21 protein-coding genes are annotated in these 18,455 nt (G+C 66.1%); 9 read left to right on the top strand and 12 right to left on the bottom strand.

The window, feature by feature from the left end:
- Positions 1-14 precede the first annotated feature (14 nt).
- Positions 15-710 carry a DJ-1/PfpI family protein gene (locus tag E8M01_RS00590; protein WP_136958334.1) on the top strand — a complete coding sequence of 232 codons (696 nt, stop codon included), beginning with the start codon at positions 15-17 and terminating at the stop codon, positions 708-710.
- Here E8M01_RS00590 and E8M01_RS00585 read toward each other — a convergent pair.
- Positions 700-960 (bottom strand): hypothetical protein, encoded by a 261-nt coding sequence (locus E8M01_RS00585; RefSeq protein WP_136958333.1) that lies wholly within the window; start codon positions 958-960, stop codon positions 700-702. The genes E8M01_RS00590 and E8M01_RS00585 overlap by 11 nt on opposite strands.
- 184 nt (positions 961-1,144) lie before the next feature.
- On the opposite strand from E8M01_RS00585, the gene E8M01_RS00580 reads away from it, so the two are divergent.
- Positions 1,145-1,771, top strand: a complete 627-nt coding sequence (locus E8M01_RS00580) for a LysE family translocator (protein WP_136958332.1) — start codon at positions 1,145-1,147, stop codon at positions 1,769-1,771.
- Between the two features lie 35 nt (positions 1,772-1,806).
- Here the strand turns inward: E8M01_RS00580 and E8M01_RS00575 are convergent, their stop codons facing one another.
- On the bottom strand, positions 1,807-2,481 hold the full coding sequence (locus E8M01_RS00575; RefSeq protein WP_136958331.1) for a DsbA family protein: 675 nt from the start codon (positions 2,479-2,481) through the stop codon (positions 1,807-1,809).
- Entirely contained in the window at positions 2,478-3,476 is a 999-nt protein-coding gene (locus E8M01_RS00570) for a P1 family peptidase (RefSeq protein WP_136964375.1), read from the bottom strand. The genes E8M01_RS00575 and E8M01_RS00570 overlap by 4 nt, the downstream gene beginning before the upstream one ends.
- Before the next feature lie 173 nt (positions 3,477-3,649).
- On the opposite strand from E8M01_RS00570, the gene E8M01_RS00565 reads away from it, so the two are divergent.
- A complete protein-coding gene (locus tag E8M01_RS00565; protein ID WP_136958330.1) occupies positions 3,650-4,381 on the top strand; it encodes a cytochrome c biogenesis CcdA family protein in 732 nt (243 codons plus the stop codon).
- Between the two features lie 136 nt (positions 4,382-4,517).
- Here the strand turns inward: E8M01_RS00565 and E8M01_RS00560 are convergent, their stop codons facing one another.
- The 6 genes from E8M01_RS00560 to E8M01_RS00535 all read right to left on the bottom strand — a co-directional run bounded on the left by E8M01_RS00560 (position 4,518) and on the right by E8M01_RS00535 (position 10,060).
- On the bottom strand, positions 4,518-5,636 hold the full coding sequence (locus tag E8M01_RS00560) for a branched-chain amino acid ABC transporter substrate-binding protein (RefSeq protein ID WP_136958329.1): 1,119 nt from the start codon (positions 5,634-5,636) through the stop codon (positions 4,518-4,520).
- Between the two features lie 130 nt (positions 5,637-5,766).
- Entirely contained in the window at positions 5,767-6,144 is a 378-nt protein-coding gene (locus E8M01_RS00555; RefSeq protein ID WP_136958328.1) for a DUF6867 family protein, read from the bottom strand.
- A complete protein-coding gene (locus E8M01_RS00550; protein WP_136958327.1) occupies positions 6,144-6,866 on the bottom strand; it encodes an ABC transporter ATP-binding protein in 723 nt (240 codons plus the stop codon). Before E8M01_RS00550 ends, E8M01_RS00555 begins: the two co-directional genes overlap by 1 nt.
- Entirely contained in the window at positions 6,863-7,720 is an 858-nt protein-coding gene (locus E8M01_RS00545) for an ABC transporter ATP-binding protein (RefSeq protein ID WP_246088551.1), read from the bottom strand. The genes E8M01_RS00550 and E8M01_RS00545 overlap by 4 nt, the downstream gene beginning before the upstream one ends.
- Positions 7,721-7,728: 8 nt before the next feature.
- Positions 7,729-9,138, bottom strand: coding sequence for a high-affinity branched-chain amino acid ABC transporter permease LivM (gene livM / locus E8M01_RS00540; RefSeq protein WP_136958325.1), 1,410 nt, complete (start codon positions 9,136-9,138; stop codon positions 7,729-7,731).
- A gap of 4 nt (positions 9,139-9,142) precedes the next feature.
- A complete protein-coding gene (locus tag E8M01_RS00535; RefSeq protein WP_136958324.1) occupies positions 9,143-10,060 on the bottom strand; it encodes an ABC transporter permease subunit in 918 nt (305 codons plus the stop codon).
- Between the two features lie 359 nt (positions 10,061-10,419).
- Here E8M01_RS00535 and E8M01_RS00530 point away from each other — a divergent pair, with 359 nt between their 5' ends.
- From E8M01_RS00530 to E8M01_RS00520, 3 genes are all read left to right on the top strand, one after another.
- Positions 10,420-10,923: a flavin reductase gene (locus E8M01_RS00530; RefSeq protein ID WP_246088550.1), complete on the top strand. Its 504-nt coding sequence runs from the start codon at positions 10,420-10,422 to the stop codon at positions 10,921-10,923.
- A gap of 157 nt (positions 10,924-11,080) precedes the next feature.
- Positions 11,081-11,362, top strand: coding sequence for a PepSY domain-containing protein (locus E8M01_RS00525; RefSeq protein ID WP_136958323.1), 282 nt, complete (start codon positions 11,081-11,083; stop codon positions 11,360-11,362).
- 425 nt (positions 11,363-11,787) lie between these two features.
- Positions 11,788-12,330 (top strand): hypothetical protein, encoded by a 543-nt coding sequence (locus E8M01_RS00520; RefSeq protein WP_136958322.1) that lies wholly within the window; start codon positions 11,788-11,790, stop codon positions 12,328-12,330.
- A 23-nt stretch (positions 12,331-12,353) separates the two neighbouring features.
- On the opposite strand, the gene E8M01_RS00515 is transcribed toward E8M01_RS00520, so the two are convergent.
- The 3 genes from E8M01_RS00515 to pcaD all read right to left on the bottom strand — a co-directional run bounded on the left by E8M01_RS00515 (position 12,354) and on the right by pcaD (position 14,254).
- Positions 12,354-12,938, bottom strand: a complete 585-nt coding sequence (locus E8M01_RS00515) for a carboxymuconolactone decarboxylase family protein (protein ID WP_136958321.1) — start codon at positions 12,936-12,938, stop codon at positions 12,354-12,356.
- Positions 12,939-13,073: 135 nt separating this feature from the next.
- Positions 13,074-13,460, bottom strand: coding sequence for a 4-carboxymuconolactone decarboxylase (gene pcaC, locus E8M01_RS00510; RefSeq protein WP_136958320.1), 387 nt, complete (start codon positions 13,458-13,460; stop codon positions 13,074-13,076).
- Between the two features lie 14 nt (positions 13,461-13,474).
- Positions 13,475-14,254, bottom strand: a complete 780-nt coding sequence (gene pcaD, locus E8M01_RS00505; protein ID WP_136958319.1) for a 3-oxoadipate enol-lactonase — start codon at positions 14,252-14,254, stop codon at positions 13,475-13,477.
- 254 nt (positions 14,255-14,508) lie between these two features.
- On the opposite strand from pcaD, the gene E8M01_RS00500 reads away from it, so the two are divergent.
- The 3 genes from E8M01_RS00500 (at position 14,509) to E8M01_RS00490 (ending at position 18,252) form a co-directional block, all read left to right on the top strand.
- Entirely contained in the window at positions 14,509-15,003 is a 495-nt protein-coding gene (locus E8M01_RS00500) for a (2Fe-2S)-binding protein (RefSeq protein WP_136958318.1), read from the top strand.
- Positions 15,004-15,070: 67 nt separating this feature from the next.
- Positions 15,071-17,440 carry a xanthine dehydrogenase family protein molybdopterin-binding subunit gene (locus E8M01_RS00495; protein WP_136958317.1) on the top strand — a complete coding sequence of 790 codons (2,370 nt, stop codon included), beginning with the start codon at positions 15,071-15,073 and terminating at the stop codon, positions 17,438-17,440.
- Between the two features lie 17 nt (positions 17,441-17,457).
- Positions 17,458-18,252, top strand: coding sequence for an FAD binding domain-containing protein (locus E8M01_RS00490; protein WP_136958316.1), 795 nt, complete (start codon positions 17,458-17,460; stop codon positions 18,250-18,252).
- Positions 18,253-18,455: the final 203 nt, after the last annotated feature.

The raw sequence follows: 18,455 nt of genomic DNA, 5'->3' as shown, positions 1-18,455 counted from the left end.
CGGGAGTTTCACCCATGCATGTCGTGATGCTCGCCTTTCCGCGCATGACCCAGCTCGACCTGACCGGGCCGTTCGAGGTGTTCACCCGGTTCAAGGAGTTGCAGGTCGACCTGGTCTGGAAGACGGCCGGGCCGGTCACCGACGCCTCGGGTCTTCGCCTCGTCCCGTCCAAGACCTTCGCCGACTGTCCGCCGGCCGACATCCTGTTCGTGCCGGGCGGGCCGGGCCAGATGGCGCTGATGGAAGACCAGGAGACCCTGGACTTCCTGCGTGGCCAGGCGAAAGGGGCAAGCTGGATCACCTCGGTCTGCACCGGCTCGCTGGTGCTGGCGGCGGCAGGCCTCTTGACCGGCTATCGCGCCACCAGCCATTGGGCCTCGATCGACCAGCTCACCCTGTTCGATGTCGAAGCTGTGTGCCAGCGCGTGGTGGTCGACCGCAACCGGGTGACCGGTGCCGGCGTCACCTCGGGCATCGATTTCGGCCTGACCTTGACCGCCATGCTGTTCGGCGAAGAGCGGGCGCGGGCAGCCCAGCTCGGCATGGAATATGACCCGGAGCCGCCCTTTGCCGGCGGCACGCCGTCGACCGCGCCGGCCGCGACAGTCAGCGCGGTCACCGCTGTCCTGGCGCCGTTCCTGGCGGAGCGGGTGGCGATATCGAAACGCGCGGCGGCGGCGCTGAAGGCGAGCGTGGACGTCAAGCCTTGAAGTCGAAGATCCGGCCGGGACCGGTCGAGGGCTTGGGACCGGCATTGGCCCGGACCTCTTCGACGGCGGCCTCCGGATGGGCGATCAGCGCATCGAAGGCTTCTTCGGGCATGACCGCCCGGCCGACGCTCGCGGCAAGCTCTTCGGCCTTGGCCGGGTCGTTGGTCGGGTTCTGGGGGTCGAACCCGTGCCGGGCGAGGGCCGCGTCCTCGCTGGTGACGCATGCATAGCCATTGATGATCGGGATCATGGCGACACGCTCCCTTTAGTACAATCCTGTAATGTAGGTTTCCGCCCTTGCCATTACCCTAAATCGGGCCGGCCGGCGGACCGGTTGTTGGCTTGATGGTTAGCAACATCTTGCCCGAACCGATCGGGCTGTCTCGACAACCGGCACGGCCCATGGCTTAGTCTGGCCTGACGGGAGACCCATCATGACCATCGAAGCCTGGCTCGCCTTTACCGCCGCATCCACCATCCTGCTGCTGATCCCGGGGCCGACGGTTCTGCTGGTCGTCTCCTACGCGCTCGGCCAGGGCTGGCGCACCGCCTTGCCCATGGCGGTCGGGGTGGCGCTCGGCGATTTCACCGCCATGACGCTGTCCATGCTCGGTGTCGGTGCGCTGCTGGCGACGTCGGCCACCGTGTTCACCGTGCTGAAATGGATCGGCGCCGCCTATCTCATCTGGCTCGGCATCAAGCTCTGGCGCGCCGGCGGCGCGCTGCAGGCGGAACCGCGCCATGATGCGGTGTCGGCCGCGAAAATGCTCGGCCATGCCTGGCTGGTGACCGCGCTGAACCCGAAAAGCATCACCTTCTTCGTCGCCTTCCTGCCGCAGTTCCTCGATCCGAAGGTCGATTTCCTCACCCAGATGCTGGTGTTCGAGACGACCTTCCTCGTGCTCGCCTTCGCCAATGCCTTCGGCTACGCGCTGGTCGCGGCCAAGGCGCGCGGCCTGGTGGCGAATGCCCGGGCCATCGGCCTGTTCAACCGGGTCGGCGGCTCGCTGCTGATCGGCGCGGGCGTGGCAACCGTCGGCTTGCGCGCCGGGCAGAACTGACGGCCGAGGCGTCAAGGTCGAGGCGTTCTTGGGCGTCAGGCCGCGCGGATCGCCGCCAGGAGATCGTCGAAACCACCGAACAGGGCGTTCGAGCGCAGCATGCGCCGGCCGCTTGCGTCGGTGACGACAAGGGTCGGCACACCCTGAGCGCCCAAAGCGGCCATCATCTGGCGGGCCTTGTTGGTGCGCGCGCGGTTGGCGGCAACCAGCGCGTCGCTTGGCGTCGCGATCAGGCCGGCGGCCGCGTCGAGGCCGGCCTCGCGCAGGATTTCGGCGAGCCGGGCGGGCGAGACGATGTCGCGGCCATCGACATAACGCGCTTCCTGGATCGCGTTCAGCGCGTCGCGCTCGGCGTCCGGCGCGGTCAGCGACACGGCGGTGAGCGCCAGGGTCGCCGGCCCGGAATCGAACATTTGCGGCCGGGCATTCAAGGCTGGTGCGTTCAGCACCTTCTGCCGGTAGGCCTCGGTGAAGCGCTGGCCGCTGAGGCGTTCGATGCGCTGGTCGTTGGACCAGGCATAGGCGGCGAAGCCCTGGTCCATCGGCCTCGCGCCATCACCGGAAAACAGCCCGGTCGGAGCGAGCTCGACCGTGATGCCGGGCGTCGCGGCGAGCTGCCGCACCATGGGCGCGGCGCCGTAACACCAGCCGCAGAGCGGATCGAACAGATAGGTGACGTGCAGGCTGTCGGGCGCGCTCGGGTCGGTCATGACGATGCTCCGAATTCAGCGCGCCATGCCGGCAAGGCGCCGGGCACGGCGAGCGCGGTCGCCTCGTGGACGGCGCGCGCCACGGCGCGGGCGAGCACGCTGGCGGCGGTCGCGCCGATCAGCGCCATATCGCGCGGGATATCGGCGAGCGGCTGCTTGCCGGTGGCGGCGGCGAACACCGTGTCGCCGTCGAGCGGCGTATGGATCGGCCGGATCGCGCGGCCGAGCCCGTCCTGCGCCATGACGGCGAGGTGGCGGGCTTCCGCCTTGGTCAGGACGGCGTCGGTAGCGACCAGCGCGATGGTGGTATTGGCCGCCGTCGTGCCCTTGAGCTTGATCCGGTTGGCGTCCGCTGGCCAGGGCGAGGGCAGGCCGCGGCCGCCGAACTCGCCGTGCTGTTCGTCGGTGGCGGCCCAGAAATGCCCTGTCGATCCGATGGTGACGCTGCCGAGCGCATTGACCGCGACCAGCGCGCCGACCCGGTGGCCCGAGGGCGACAGGGCGGAGGCAGTGCCGAGCCCGCCCTTGAGGTCGGCGGTATTGGCACCGGTGCCGGCGCCGACGGTGCCCATGGCGACCGGGCCGGCGCGTGCCGCCTCCGCAGCGCTGAAGCCGAGCTCGCGATAGGGCCCATAGCGGCCCCATGACTTGTCGCCACCGTTCAACAGGTCGAACAGGATAGCGCCGGGCACGATCGGCACCCGCGTCGCGCCAATGGCGAAGCCGCGGCCCTGGGCGACCAGCCAGGCGCCGATGCCGGCGGCGGCCTCCAGTCCGAAGGCCGAGCCGCCCGACAGCGCGATGGCGTCGACGGCCTGGACGGTCCTTTCCGGATCCAACAGGTCGGTTTCGCGCGTGCCGGGCGCGCCGCCGCGCACATCGACGCTGCAAACGGCCGGTTGGTCGAAGATGATGGCGGTGACGCCGGTGGCGCGCACGAGGTCGGTGGCATGGCCGACGGTGAGCCCGGCGACGTCGGTAATGGCGTTCAGCACGATGATGGTGATCCGGTGATTGTCTTCACGAACGATCACGCCTGTGCGATCAGCTGAAGTCAACGCTTCCGATTGGCCGAAGAGGGCGATAGACGAGAAGGCATCCGGCGATGGCGCATCTGGCCTTTGCCGCGGCATCGCATGGATGCGGCAGACGTGTTGGCGGAACCTGAATGCCTGATGTGACCATCACCGCGGCATTGATCGCGGGCCTTGTCAGTTTCCTGTCGCCCTGCGTCTTGCCGCTGGTGCCGCCTTATCTGGTCTATCTGACCGGGGCGACGCTCGACGACCTCGCCGAAATCGACACCGGCCGCGCGCTGGTCAAGCGCGCGGTATCGCTGGCGCTGGTCTTCGTTGCCGGTTTCACCACGGTCTTCGTGCTGCTCGGTGCCTCGGCCTCGATGATCGGGCAGGTGGTGCGGGTCCATTCGGGGACGCTCGCCAGCGTTGCCGGCGTCGCCATCATCATCATGGGCCTGCATTTCCTCGGCCTGTTCCGCATTCCGCTGCTCTATCGGCAGGCCAAGGTCGACGTCGTGCCGCGGGCCGGTCCGGTCGGCGCCTATGTCATGGGGCTTGCCTTCGCCTTCGGCTGGACGCCCTGCATCGGCCCGGTGCTGGCGGCGATCCTGGCGGTGGCGGCTTCCGAAATGACCGTGTATCGCGGCGCGCTGCTGCTGGCGGCCTATTCGGTCGGCCTCGGCATTCCCTTTGTCCTGGCGGCGCTGGCGATCCGCCGGTTCCTCGGCTTCGCCGCGGCGGTCAAGAAGCGGCTGCGCGCCATCGAAATGGTGATGGGCGGGCTGCTGGTCGCCACCGGCATCGCCTTCCTCACCGGCGGAATGGCGACCGCAGCTTTCTGGTTGCTCGAGACTTTTCCGGCGCTTGCCGCGATCGGGTGAGGGGATTTCGATCGAGACCCCGCTGCGCTGCCGGTCTGCAACGCGTCTCGTCCGCCCCATGAAAAACCCCGCCCGGATTGCTCCGGGCGGGGCGGCGTCCCCTCTGGACGGGAGGCCTTGAGGCCTCGGATTCGGCTCAGTTCTCGGTATAGGTGATCTTGCCGTCCGCGCCGCGGCGCCACGTATAGGTGACGTAGTCGGCGCGGGTGATGTCACCCTTCTTGTCGTAGGAAATATCGCCGATCACGGTCTTGAACACCACGCCGGAGCGCATGTACTCGGCGACCTTCTTCGGATCCAGCGAGTTGGTGGCAATTGCCGCCTGCTGGAAGATCTGCACGGCCGCGTAGCTGTAGAGCGTATAGGCCTGCGGCTCGAACCTGCGGCCGGTGCGGAAGCGCTCGACGATGGCGCGGGCTTCCGGACGGTTGCGCGGGTCCGGCGGGAAGGTCATCAGCGTGCCGATGGCGCCGGGACCGGCAATGGCGGCGAATTCATCGTCGGCAATGCCGTCGCCCGACATGAGCGGCGCCTGGACGCCCTGGTCGCGCATCTGGCGAACGATCAGGCCGCCTTCGGTGTGCAGGCCGCCCCAATAGACGATGTCGACACCGGCGGCCTTCAGCTTGGAGATCAGCGCCGAGAAGTCCTTTTCGCCGGTATTGACGCCTTCATAGATCACTTCGCGGATCCCAGCGGCGTTGAGCGCCTTCTGGGTCTCGTCGGCGAGACCTTTGCCATAAGTCGTCTTGTCGTGGACGATGGCGATCTTCTTGCCCTGGTAGTTGCGGACGAGATAGGCGGCGGCGACCGCGCCCTGCTGGTCGTCGCGGCCGCAGGTGCGGAACGCGTTCCACAGACCGCGCTCGGTGATCCGCGGGTTGGTGGCGGACGGCGTGATGAAGACCATGCCGTTCTCGGCATAGACTTCAGAAGCCGGCATGGTGACGCCGGAGTTGAAGTGACCGATCACGAATTTTATGCCGTCGCCGACGAATTTATTGGCGACGTTGACGCCCTGGCGGGGATCGGACACGTCATCGCCGACCGACAAGGTGATGCGCTGACCGAGAATGCCGCCAGCGGCATTGATGTCCTCAACGGCCTGTTCCGTGCCCTGGCGCAGCTGGGCGCCAAAGGCCGCGTTGGGACCGGTAATGGGACCTGCGACCCCGAGACGGATCTGTGCCTGGGCGGGTATCGCCAGGGCCAGACCCAGGCCGAGCGTCAGCCCGGCTAGGAACTTATTGGTCATCTCTCATCCTTCCCTTAGAGAGTTGAAGCTTGGTGGACGTCCCAGTCGAGGACGGAAGACGCCGCCCTTGGCGAGATCGAACACCCTTTCACGTGAATTGTCAGCCGTTCGTTGGTGTTCTCTGCTGTCATCAGGAACCTTCCGGACGGGAAGACAGAGGGGCCGGCCGCCTGGTCCAGGAAAGCGGTCCGGAACGTTCGTAGAGCCACCAATATTGCGACGACATCTGGCGGGCGCGGGTGGCGCGCCAGGCGATGATGCCGATCGCGATGAGGATGACGGTGTCGACCAGGTAGTAGCGCAGCGACAGGAGCGTGCCGTGGAACAGCGCGAAATGGATGAAGCGGATGACCAGCCCGAGGATCAGCAGATAGAGCACGGTCTGGGGAATGCCGCGCCAGGTTTCGGCGCAGGCCTTGCCGGTCATCCAGGCGCCCCAGCCGCCCATCAGGATGGTGACCAGCAGGAACAGCCAGATCGAGGGTTCTTCGTAGAGAATGCCCTGCATCAGTGCCGTCCTCCCTCGAGATAGGCGGCGCGGACCTCTTCGCGCGCCAGGAGTTCGGCGCCGGTGCCCGACAGGGTGACGGCGCCATTGACCATGACATAACCGCGATGGGCGAGCTTCAGGGCGTGATAGGCGTTCTGTTCGACCAGGAAGACGGTCAGCCCCTCCAGGCGGTTCAGCTCGCGGATGGCGTTGAAGATGCCGGCGACGATCAAGGGCGCCAGGCCGAGCGAGGGCTCGTCGAGCAGCAAGAGCTTGGGCCGGCTCATCAGGGCACGAGCGATCGCCAGCATTTGCTGCTCGCCACCCGACAGCGTGCCGCCGCGCTGGTCGCGCCGTTCCTTCAGGCGCGGAAACAGGGCGAAGACCTTGTCGAGATCCTCGGCGAAACAGGCCGGGTCCGACAGCGAGGCGCCCATCTGCAGGTTCTCGTAGACCGACATGCGCGCGAAGATGCGTCGTCCCTCGGGCGACTGGGCGATGCGCCGGCGCATGATCTCGTGGGTCGGCATGCGCGTGATGTCGACGCCGTCATAAACGATCGAGCCGCGGCGCGCCTGCGGGCTGCCGCAAATGGTCATCATCAGCGTCGACTTGCCGGCGCCGTTGGCGCCGATCAGCGTGACGATTTCGCCCGGCTCGACATCGATGTCGACGCCCTTCAAAGCCTGGATCGAACCGTAGAAGGTCTCGACCCCGCGCACCGAGAGCAGCGCGGTCATAGTCCAACCTCCGCTTCGACCTTCTCGACTTCGCTGTCGTCGACGCCGAGATAGGCGGCGATGACCTTCGGATCCTCGCGCACCTCGGCGGGCGAGCCGTCGGAGATCTTGCGGCCATAGTCGAGCACCACGACGTGGTCGGAAATTTCCATCACCACACTCATGTCATGTTCGATCAACAGCAGAGAGGTGCCGTGCTCCTTGCGGATGAAGCGCAGCAGCTTGTTCAGCTCCAGCGATTCGCGGGGATTGAGGCCGGCCGCTGGTTCGTCGAGGCACAACAGCACCGGCTCGGTGCACATGGCGCGGGCGATCTCCAGGCGCCGCTGGGCGCCGTAGGGCAGGTCGCCGGCGGGATCATCGGCGCGCGCGGTCAGCCCGGCATGCTCGAGCCAATAGGCCGCCTTGGCGATGGCCTCCTTTTCTGCGCGGCCATAGCCCGGCAGGCCCAGGATGCCGCCGATCGAGAACAGCGAGGCACGCATGAGCGGGTTGTGCTGGGCGACCAGCATGTTCTCCAGCACGGTCATGCCGGCGAATAGCCGGATGTTCTGGAAGGTGCGCGCCACCTTGGCCTGGCGCGAGATCATGAAGTCCGGCATCTGCTCGAGCAGGTAATCGCCGGATACCGGGTTCTTCAGGGTGATCTGCCCCTCGGTCGGCTTGTAGAAGCCGGTGATGCAGTTGAACACCGTGGTCTTGCCGGCGCCGTTCGGGCCGATCACCGCCGTGATCTCGCCGCGCCGCGCCTCGAACGAGAGGTCGCCGACGGCAACCAGGCCGCCGAAGCGCATGGTCAGATGCTCGACGGTGAGGATCGGATCGCTGGCCGGATTGCTGATGGGATCACTCATGGGATCACTCATCCATGGCCTTCCTTGACGAGATCGCTGGAAATCTTGCGTCGCGACTTCAGGAAGGCGGTCGGCATGCGCGTCGAGACGAAGCCGCGCGGCTTCCAGATCATGATGGCGACCATGGCGAGCCCGAAGATCAGCATGCGATATTGCGCGGGGTCGAAATCATTGCCGAAAATCAGTTTCATCCAGTCGAGCTCGCGCAGCAGTTCGGTGCCGCCGATCATGGCGACCGCGGCGATCGCCGTGCCGATCAGCGAGCCCATGCCGCCGAGCACGACAATGGCCAGGATCGTCGCCGATTCCAGGAAGGTGAAGCTTTCCGGCGAGATGAAGCCCTGGCGAGCGGCGAAGAACGAGCCGGCGAAGCCGCCGAACATGGCGCCGATGGCAAAGGCGGTCAGCTTGGTGTTGACCGTGTTGATGCCGAGCGAACGGCAGGCGATCTCGTCCTCGCGCAGCGCCTCCCAGGCCCGGCCGACCGGCAAACGGCGCAGCCGGGTCGAGACCCACGCGGTCAGAAGCGCCAGGCAGAGGATGACGTAATAGAGGAAGATGGTTCGATAGACGGGAGAGAATTCGAGCCCGAAGACGGCGGCGAAGCCCGTGTCGGACGCATTGAACGGAATGCCGAAGAAGGAGGGCCGGGGGATCGTCGATATGCCCTCGTAGCCGTTGGAGAAGTCCTTCCAGTTGACCAGCACCATCCGGATGATCTCGCCGAAGGCCAGCGTCACGATGGCGAGATAGTCGCCGCGCAGTCTGAGCACGGGAAAGCCGAGCAGCACGCCCCAGAAGGCGGCGAGCATGCCGGCGATGGGCAGGCAGATCCAGAACGCCCAGACGCCGAGCTGCGGGAAGGTCGCCGGGATCACCTGGGTCGCCAACAGCGCATAGGCATAGGCGCCGACGGCGTAGAACGCGACATAACCGAGGTCGAGCAGGCCGGCGAGGCCGACCACGACGTTCAGCCCCCAGGCGAGCATGATGTAGATCAGGATCTGAACGCCGAAATTGTCGATCCATTTCAGCGCGCCCGAGCCGCCGGTGACCCCGTAGATCATCATGGGGTAGACGAACAGGACAAGCAGGGCGGCCGGCGGCAGGCCCTTGGAGACGGCAGCCGGCCATACAAAGGCGGGCTTCGCCGTCGGCGTATCGGCCCGGCGGCGTTGATAGGCCGAAATGAGGAAGCGGCCGGCTGCGACGGTGAGCACGATGCTGGCCAGAAGCCCCCAGCGGGTCTCCAGGATCAGCCGGTTCTGCATGTCCACGACGGTCTTGAAACCGATCAGCGGGCCAAAGACACCGAGCGCGATCAGCCCGGCGAACAGGCCGTCCTTGATCGCGCCGGCAAAGTCGCGGGCAGGGGAAGCGACGGCGGCGGCGACGGGCTGCGAGGGGGCGATGGTCACGCGGTCACACCTTCTCGACGTCGGGGCGGCCGAGAATGCCCTGGGGCAGGAAGATCAGCACCACGGCAAGGATGGAAAAGGCCGCCACATCCTTGTATTCGACCGAAAAATAGGCCGACCAGAAGGTCTCGATCAGACCGATCAGCAGCCCGCCCAGCACCGCTCCGGGCAAGGAACCGATGCCGCCGAGCACCGCGGCGGTGAAGGCCTTGACGCCCGGCGTGAAGCCGTCGGCGAAATTCACCACGCCGTAATAGACGAGGTAGAGCGTGCCGGCGACGGCGGCCAGCGCGGCACCCATGACGAAGGTCACCGAGATGGTGCGGTCGACATCGACGCCGAGCAGCGCCGCCATCTTGCGGTCCTGCTCGCAGGCCCGTTGCGCGCGGCCGAGCGGGGTCTTGGCGACCACCCACCAGAACACCATGAGCAGGACGGCGGTGGTGATCGCGATCATGATCTGCTTGTAAGATAGCGTCACCGCATAGGTGCCGTTGTCGAACAGGATGATCACCGTGTTGAGGATGGGATCGACCGCCTTGTTGCGCGGGCCCTGGGCGACCTGGACGAAATTCATCAGGACGATCGACATGCCGATCGCGGAGATCAGCGGGGCGAGCCGGAACGAACCGCGCAGCGGCCGGTAGGCGATCCGCTCGATGGTCCAGCTGATCAGGGAGGTGAAGACCATGGCGATGATCAGCACGATCAGCAGCGCCAGGATGATCGAGCCGACGCCGAGCCAGGTGGTGATCACCATCAGCGCGATCAGCGCGATGAAGGACGACACCATGAACACGTCGCCATGGGCGAAGTTCACCATGCCGATGATGCCGAAGACCATCGTGTAGCCAATGGCGATTAGGCCATAGATCGATCCGAGCGTAAGCCCGTTAATCAGCTGCTGGAAGAAGACTTCCATGCCGACACCATCCCATTGCTTTTTCCCCTCGGCGCAAACGATGCGCCGCGGCTGCGCCTTCTGCCCCTCCGCGACTGTCGCGCGGTTCGGTTGGAAGACCAGCCTGATGAAATGGGTAGCAAGCGCTCTGCCGGGCGACAATGGCTGTCGTGCGTTTTTCTCGGCCGGCAGGGGATAGGTCCGGGCCAAAACCGGCCCGACCGCCCATTCCTGCTGGGTTTGACGGCCAACGGCTTATCCGAAGGGTTAACCGCCCTCATGTCAGTATTGTCCCCGCCGCGATTGGCGAACGGTTGCCGAGCGCCTATATCCGGCCGAGATTTGAGGTGTCGACGATGGAAGGCGGAACGAACCGCAGCATGATTGTGCCGGGCGCGAGCATTACGCCGGAAACTTATCGCGACGGCATGGCCTCGGTCGCCGGGCATGTCCATCTGGTGACCACCGCCGGGCCGTCGGGCACCAGCGGCTTCACCGCCATCGCGGTCGCCTCGGTTTCGGATGATCCGCCGACCCTGCTGGTCTGTCTCAACCGCAAGTCCGCCAATGGCGGCCTGATCGAGGCCAATGGCGTGTTCGCGGTCAATGCGCTCGCCGCCGGGGCCGAGGTGCTGGCCGAGACCTTTGCCGGCCGGCGCGGGCTGGCCGGCGCGGCGCGGTTCAAGGAAGGCCTGTGGTCGCAGCTCGTCACCGGCTCGCCGACCCTCGACACGGCGCTGGTGACCTTCGATTGCCGGGTCATCGAGGTCAAGCCGATCGCCACCCACGCGATCTTCATCGGCCAGGTCGAGGCGCTCCGCGTTGGTCCCGGCGGTCCGGCGCTGGCCTATTTCGGCCGCGGCTACCGGTCGATTCCGCGCTGAACGATCGCGCCGGGCGCCAGTCCCACGCCTGATGGCGTCGGCCGGAGCCCGGCTGTCTGAACACAAAAAGTCCCGAACCTGATCGATCCTTCGCCGCTTTCGGACGTTAGGGAGACGCAAACCCTCGATCCCAAGCGCCAAATCCAAGGAGACGATCATGCTGCTGAACAAGCTGCACCTCGCCCTCGTGGTGACCATGCTGAATGTCGCGCCGCTGCCTCTGTCCGCGGCGCGCGCCGGCGACCGGCTGCCGACGCCGGAGGAGCGCAGGCAAATCGAACAGATCCTGCGCGGCGAGGGTTTCACCCAATGGGGCGAGATCGATTACGGCAACGGCCAGTTCGAGGTGGCCAAGGCGGTCGCCCGCGACGGCCAGCGATACGACCTGAAGCTCAGCCAGGTCGATTTCTCGATCGTCTCGCGCGACCGCGACGAGTGATCGGCGTTGGCGGGGTCACGCCGGCTTTCGGCGAGGTCCGGTCAGCCCGGCCAACGCTCCCGGGGCCAATCGCGCGCCGTGTGGATCACCCGCAGAGGGATCACCGCCTCGCCTCCGCGCTTGGCGCGAGAGCAAAGGCCATCCCATCGGGCAGGCCGCCGATCGAGCGCTCACAGCCGCCCGGCACGCGTCCCGGCCGGCCGGTCGCGGCGTCGCCCAGGCACGCGCCGATCGACCTGATGCGGTCGGCAACCCGCCTGGCCGCGGCCGGATTTTCCTTGCCCCGCCGCCCGCCGAGCCCGCGCTGGTCACCGTCCCGGCTCGGCTCTTAAGGTAAATAAAGGGTTTCGGTTGTGTGCCGAAGCCGGCGCCGGCCATGATCGCGCCATCTGACGAGCGGGCAAGCCCCGCCGCGAGAGGGCGCCATGGATCGCATCGCCGGGCATTGCCACAACCGATTGACCAGCGGGCTCACCGCGTTCTGGGGCTCGCTGTTCGTCGTCGACGGCCTCCTGCGGTGGCTGCCGCCGACCATGATCGGGCCGTTGCACGGGTACGGCGCCGACATCTTGCCCCATGCCGTCAGGATCTTTTCCGGGCTCAACTGGCCGCTCGCCAAGATCGGCCTGATGGAGCCCTTCGTCGGCGCTTGGGAGATCACCATCGCGATGTTCCTGCTCGCCGCGCTTTATGAGATGGCGACCGGCGACAGCGCCGACATCCTGCCGGGCTCGGCCATGCTGATCCTGGGACTGGCCATGGCGCTGACCTCGCTTGCCATCGTCTTCGTCGCGGCAGTCCAGGCGCATTGCGCCGGCCCGGTCGCGATGGCGCTCTGGCCGATGGCCGGCGGGCTGGCGCTGAGCCTGGTCGCGGCGGTGGCGGAGCGCCTCGACGCCGAAAAGCTGCTGCGCTGGGAGCTCGCCCGCCAGGATAGCGTACCGATGTTCCCGTTCGGCCGGCGCTGACCGGCAGGTCAAAACGCCCGGTCTCAGGAGGCCTTGCCGACGGTCATGGCCGCGCGAAACTCCGCGTCGCTGTCGATGAAGGCAGCCTCGGGACCGGCGCCCACGGCGTCGAAGAACCGGCTGACGAAACATCGAAAGGCGGCGCAAAGGGCAATGTCGCAGATCTGCTGATCGGTGAATCCGTGCGATTGCAGCCGGCCGATATCATGTTGCGAAATCTTCGATGCATCGGTCGTGACCTGCTCGGCATAGGCCAGCATCTCGACATCCCGGTCCGACAGGCCCGCGGTGCGGAAGTCGCGCTGGACGGCCATGACCGCTTCTTTCGACCCGAGGTCACCGATCAGCTGCTTGCCGTAGACATAGGAGCAATAGGTCGACGGCACATGTTTTGCCGCGACCAGCGTGATCAGGCGCCATTCCCGCGGGCCGAGCGAGAAGCCGGAGCGGATCTTGTCGAGAAACTCGGTATAGGCCGGCAGCAGGTCGGGGCGCGTGGTGAAGCACTGCGCGGCGGCCATGACGAAACCCATCTGCGCCTTCTGCGCCGCGTAGATCTCGGCAACCCTGCCGGTTGCTTCGGCCTCGGCGATGGTTTGCAAGAACATCGGATTCTCCGCGTGAGGGCCCCACGACGAGCGCAACATTAAGCTCGCCGAACCTGGCATTGTTCGCAGGGTTTTTGGCTCGCAGGGTTCTTGCGCAATTTTGCCGCTTCCGCCGAAAGGGCGCGGGCTTGCCGCTCAGGTCTTGATGCCCATTTCGGCGAAGACCTCCTTGGCCTCCTTGACCGCGGTATTGGCGGCGGGAACGCCGGCATAGATGGCGATCTGCAGCAGCACTTCCTTGATCTCGTCGGTGGTCACGCCATTGGCGAAGGAGGCGCGGCAATGCAGCCGGAACTCTTCCCACCGGCCCATCGAGGCGGTCATGGCGAGCACCAGATAGCTGCGGGTCTTGTGGTCGAGGCCGGGCCTGGTCCAGATCTCGCCCCAGGCATAGCGGGTGATCAGGTCCTGGAACTCGGTGGTGAAGCTGTCGCGGGCGGCGAGCGAACGGTCGACATGGGCATCGCCCAGTACCGCGCGGCGCACCTTGAGGCCGGCCTCGAAGCGCTCTTTCTCGTCCATGGCGTTGGTGTCTCTCAGCTCTTCAGGAAATCGGTGACCGTGGCGGTGAATGCCTTGTCCTGCTCGATATTCGACAGGTGCGCGGCGTCGAGCTCGACATATTTCGCCTTGGGGATGGCGGCGGCGATCTCGCGGCCGCGCTCGGGCGGCGTCGAGCCGTCATGGGTGCCCGAAATGACCAGCACGGGATTGCCGATCGACCGGATCGCCTCGCGCTGGTCCATGTCGCGGATGGCGGCGGAGGCGGCGGCATAACCTTCCGCCGGGGTCGTCTCGAGCATCTCGACGACGCGGGCGACGGCCTTGCCGTCGGCCGCCTGGAACCGCTTGGTGAACCAGCGGTCGACAATGGTCGGGATCAGCGGCTTCAGCCCCTGGCTCTTCACGATGGCGATGCGCTGGTTCCACATGTCGGCGGTCGGCATCGACGCGGCGGTGTTGCACAGGACGATCTTGCCGAAGCGCCGGCCATGATGGGTGCCGGCCCACATGCCGCTCATGCCGCCCATCGACAGGCCGCACCAGTCGGCCTTGTCGATGTTCAAATGATCGAGCAATTCGACGGCGTCCCGGGTCAGCCGGGCGAAACTGGTCGGGCCGGCCTTCAGGTCGCTCTCGCCGTGGCCGCGCTTGTCGTAGCGCACCACCCGATAGAGGCTGGAAAAGGCCGGCATTTGCGGATCCCACATCTCCAGGCGGGTGCCGAGCGAGTTCGACAGCAGGAGCGCCGGCCCGGCCCCGCCGGTGTCCTCATAGCGCAGCGACAGGCCGTCGGAGGTGGTGAAGCGCGGCATCCGTCTCTCCCTTGGGAAAATGCTTTGGCGAGACACTAGGCCGGCTGCCGCGCGCAGGGAAAGGGGGAGACATGCATGCCTTGCAACCACTCCCGGGCCAAGGCCCGGCCGTGACAGCTTGACGTCCCGTTAAGAACGGGTCCAAACTGCAAATCACGCTGAAAACACTCAGTTTCTGGCGGTGAAAAACAACGGTCATAACAAAAAACGGCCGAAATCGCCTTTACCCGACCGTTTTGTGAGGAGGAACGCCCATGCCGACGGTGACCATGACGGTCAACGGACGCTCGGTTTCGGCCGACGTCGACCCGCGTACGCTGCTCGTCCAATTCCTGCGCGAAAATCTGCACCTGACCGGCACCCATGTCGGCTGCGACACGTCGCAATGCGGCGCCTGCGTGGTCCATGTCGACGGCAAGGCGGTGAAGTCCTGCACGACGTTTGCCCTGCAATGCGAGGGCGCCACCGTTCTGACCATCGAGGGGCTGGCCCAGGACGGCAAGCTGCACCCGATGCAGGAGGCCTTCCGCGAGCACCATGGCCTGCAATGCGGCTTCTGCACGCCCGGCATGATCATGTCGGCGATCGACATCGTGAACCGCAAGGGCGCGGTGGACGAGCACACCATTCGCGAGGAGCTGGAAGGCAATATCTGCCGCTGCACCGGCTATCACAACATCGTCAAGTCGGTTCAGGCCGGCGCCCAGGCGATGACGGGCAAGACACCGGTCCGACAAGCCGCCGAATAACGGCGCGCGACCGTTCTCGCATTTCCGTCTGATAGTTCCGTCTCGAGCGATCCCCAGGGAGGGCGCCATGACTGTGACCGGCATTGGTGCGGCTGTACGCCGCAAAGAAGATTTCCGTTTCATCACCGGCAAGGGCCAATATACCGACGACATCAACCGTCCGGGCCAGACGCAGGCCTATTTCCTGCGCTCGCCGCATGCCCACGCGACCTTGAAGAAAATCGACACCGCCAAGGCCCGGGCCATGCCGGGCGTGGTGGCGATCTTCACCGGCGAGGACATCGCGGCCGACAAGATCGGCGGGCTGATCTGCGGCTGGATGATCCATTCCAAGGACGGCACGCCGATGCGGGCAGGGCCGCATCCGGTGCTCGCCCAGGGCAAGGTGCGTTATGTCGGCGACCACGTCGCGGTGGTCATCGCCGAGACGCTGGCGCAAGCCAAGGACGCGGCCGAGGCGATCGTCGTCGATTACGGCGTGCTGCCGGCCAATGCCGACGCCGCCAGGGCGCAGGACAAGGGCGCCCCGGAGGTCCATTCGGAAGCCCCGGCCAATACGGTCTATGACTGGCATATCGGCGACAAGGCGGCGACCGACGCGGCTTTCGCCAAGGCCAAACACGTCACCAAGCTCGACATCATCAACAACCGCCTGGTGCCCAATGCGATGGAGCCCAGGGCGGCGATCGGCGACTACGATGCCGGCAACGACGCGCTGACGCTCTATACCACCAGCCAGAACCCGCATGTGGCGCGCCTGGTGCTGTCCGCCTTCATCGGCATTGCGCCCGAGCACAAGCTCAGGGTGATCGCGCCGGATGTCGGCGGCGGCTTCGGGTCGAAGATCTTCATCTATGCCGAGGAGACGGTTTGCGTCTGGGCCGCGCGCAAGGTCAACCGGCCGGTCAAGTGGACGGCCGACAGGACCGAGGAGTTCCTGGCCATCGCCCATGGCCGCGACCACGTGACCCGGGCCGAGCTTGCCACCGACGCCGAAGGCAAGATCACCGGCCTGCGGGTCAAGACGATCGCCAATATGGGCGCCTATCTCTCGACCTTCGCCTCGTCGGTGCCGACCTATCTCTACGCGACCCTGCTGTCCGGCCAATATGCCATTCCGGCCATCTATGCCGAGGTCGATGCGGTCTATACCAACACCGCGCCGGTCGACGCCTATCGCGGCGCCGGACGGCCGGAAGCGACCTTCGTGGTCGAGCGCCTGGTCGAGGTCACGGCACGCGAGATCGGCATGGACCCGGCCGCCTTCCGCAAGCGGAATTTCATCGCCAAATTCCCGCACCAGACGCCGGTCATCATGATGTACGACGTCGGCGACTACAAAGCCTCGCTCTTGAAGGCGATGGACATGGCCGACGTGAAGGGGTTCGGCAAGCGCAAGCGGGAGGCGGCCAAGCGCGGCAAGCTCCGGGGCCTGGGCTATTCCACCTATATCGAGGCCTGCGGCATCGCGCCGTCACAGGCGGTCGGTTCGCTTGGCGCCGGCGTCGGCTTGTGGGAATCGGCCGAGGTCCGGGTCAATCCGGTCGGCACCGTCGAGGTCCTGACCGGCTCTCACAGCCATGGCCAGGGTCACGAGACGACCTTCGCCCAGCTCGTCTCGCACCGCCTGGGCATTCCGATCGACAATGTCTCGATCGTCCATGGCGATACCGACAAGGTGCAGTTCGGCATGGGCACCTATGGCTCGCGCTCCGGCGCGGTCGGCATGTCGGCGATATCCAAGGCGCTCGACAAGATCGAGGCCAAGGCCAAGAAGGTCGCGGCCCATGTGCTGGAAGCGGCCGAAGCCGATATCGACTTCAAGGACGGCCAGTTCACCGTCAAGGGCACCGACAAGTCGGTGGATTTCGGCACGGTGGCGCTGAATGCCTATATCGCCCACAAGTTCAATCCGCAGGAGCTGGAACCGGGCCTGAAGGAAGGGTCGTTCTACGATCCGACCAATTTCACCTTTCCGGCCGGCTGCCATATCTGCGAGATCGAGGTCGATACCGAGACCGGCGTTTCGACCATTGCCAAATGGACGGCGGTGGACGATTTCGGCAATGTCATCAACCCGATGATCGTCGAAGGCCAGGTCCATGGCGGCATCGCCCAGGGCGTCGGCCAGGCGCTGCTGGAAGGCACGGTCTATACCAAGGACGGGCAGCTGATCACCGCCTCGTTCATGGACTATGCCATGCCGCGGGCGCACGACCTGCCGTCCTTCGACGTCGGCATGACGGTGACACCGTGCCCGTCCAATCCCTTGGGCATCAAGGGTTGCGGCGAGGCCGGCGCGATCGCCTCTCCACCGGCGGTCATCAACGCACTCACCGACGCGCTCGGCACGGAAGATATCCCGATGCCGGCGACACCGCTCGCGGTGTGGAACGTCATCCAGAAACTGGCAAAGACGGCCAAGGCGGCCGAGTAAGGTTCAGGGGGAGCACGATGTATCCTTTCAAGTACCACAAGGCCGCCACGGTTCGTGGCGCCGTCTCGCTGCTCAAGAAGGCGGAGGAGCCGAAGCTGCTCGCCGGCGGGCAGACGCTGATCCCGACCATGAAGCAGCGGCTGGCCAGCCCGAAGGCGATCATCGACCTGGCCGGAGCCGGCCTTTCCGGCATCGAGCAGAAGGGCCGCACCATCGTCATCGGCGCGATGACGACCCATGCCGAGGTGGCCAGTTCGGCCGCCGTGCAGGCGACGATCCCGGCGCTCGCCCGTCTCGCCGGCAATATCGGCGACCCGCAGGTGCGCCACAAAGGCACCATTGGCGGGTCGGTGGCCAACAATGATCCGGCCGCCGACTATCCGGCGGCGCTGATCGCGCTTGGCGCGACCGTGCACACCAACAAGCGCAAGCTGCCGGCGGAGGAGTTCTTCGCCGGGCTGTTCTCGACCGTGCTGGACGAGGACGAGATCATCACCAAGATCGCTTTCCCGGCGCCGGGCAAGGCGGCCTATGTCAAGTTTCCGAACCCCGCCTCGCGTTATGCCATCGTCGGCGTTTTCGTCGCCAAGAAGGGCCGTTCGGTACGCGTCGCGGTGACCGGCGCGGGCAATAACGGCGTGTTCCGCCATGCCGCCATGGAGGAGGCGCTGTCGAAGCGCTTCAACGCCAAGTCGCTCGAAGGCATCGCAACGGAAGCCAAGGACCTGAACGGCGACATTCATGCCTCCGCCGACTATCGCGCGCATCTGGTCGGCGTCATGGCGCGCCGGGCGGTGGCCGCGGCGGCCTGACCACCAGGATCAGGGCATTGGCGGCCGGGGTGGCGCAAGCTGCCCCGGCCGTTGCCGTTTCCGGGTTTGGTCGAAGCGGGTCTGGCCGAAGCGGACTTGGTGTTTTCCCGTAGCCTGCCGCAAAATCGCCAACAGCCGCGGCGAACCTGATTCCGTTGCGCCGGGTTTGTTGTGCACGATGTCTTGCGCACCATGTTTTGCGC

Origin of the sequence: Phreatobacter stygius (assembly GCF_005144885.1) — a bacterium.
GTDB lineage: Bacteria > Pseudomonadota > Alphaproteobacteria > Rhizobiales > Phreatobacteraceae > Phreatobacter > Phreatobacter stygius.
Note: the sequence above shows the minus strand (reverse complement) of the source record. Positions and strands in the feature narration are given on the sequence as shown.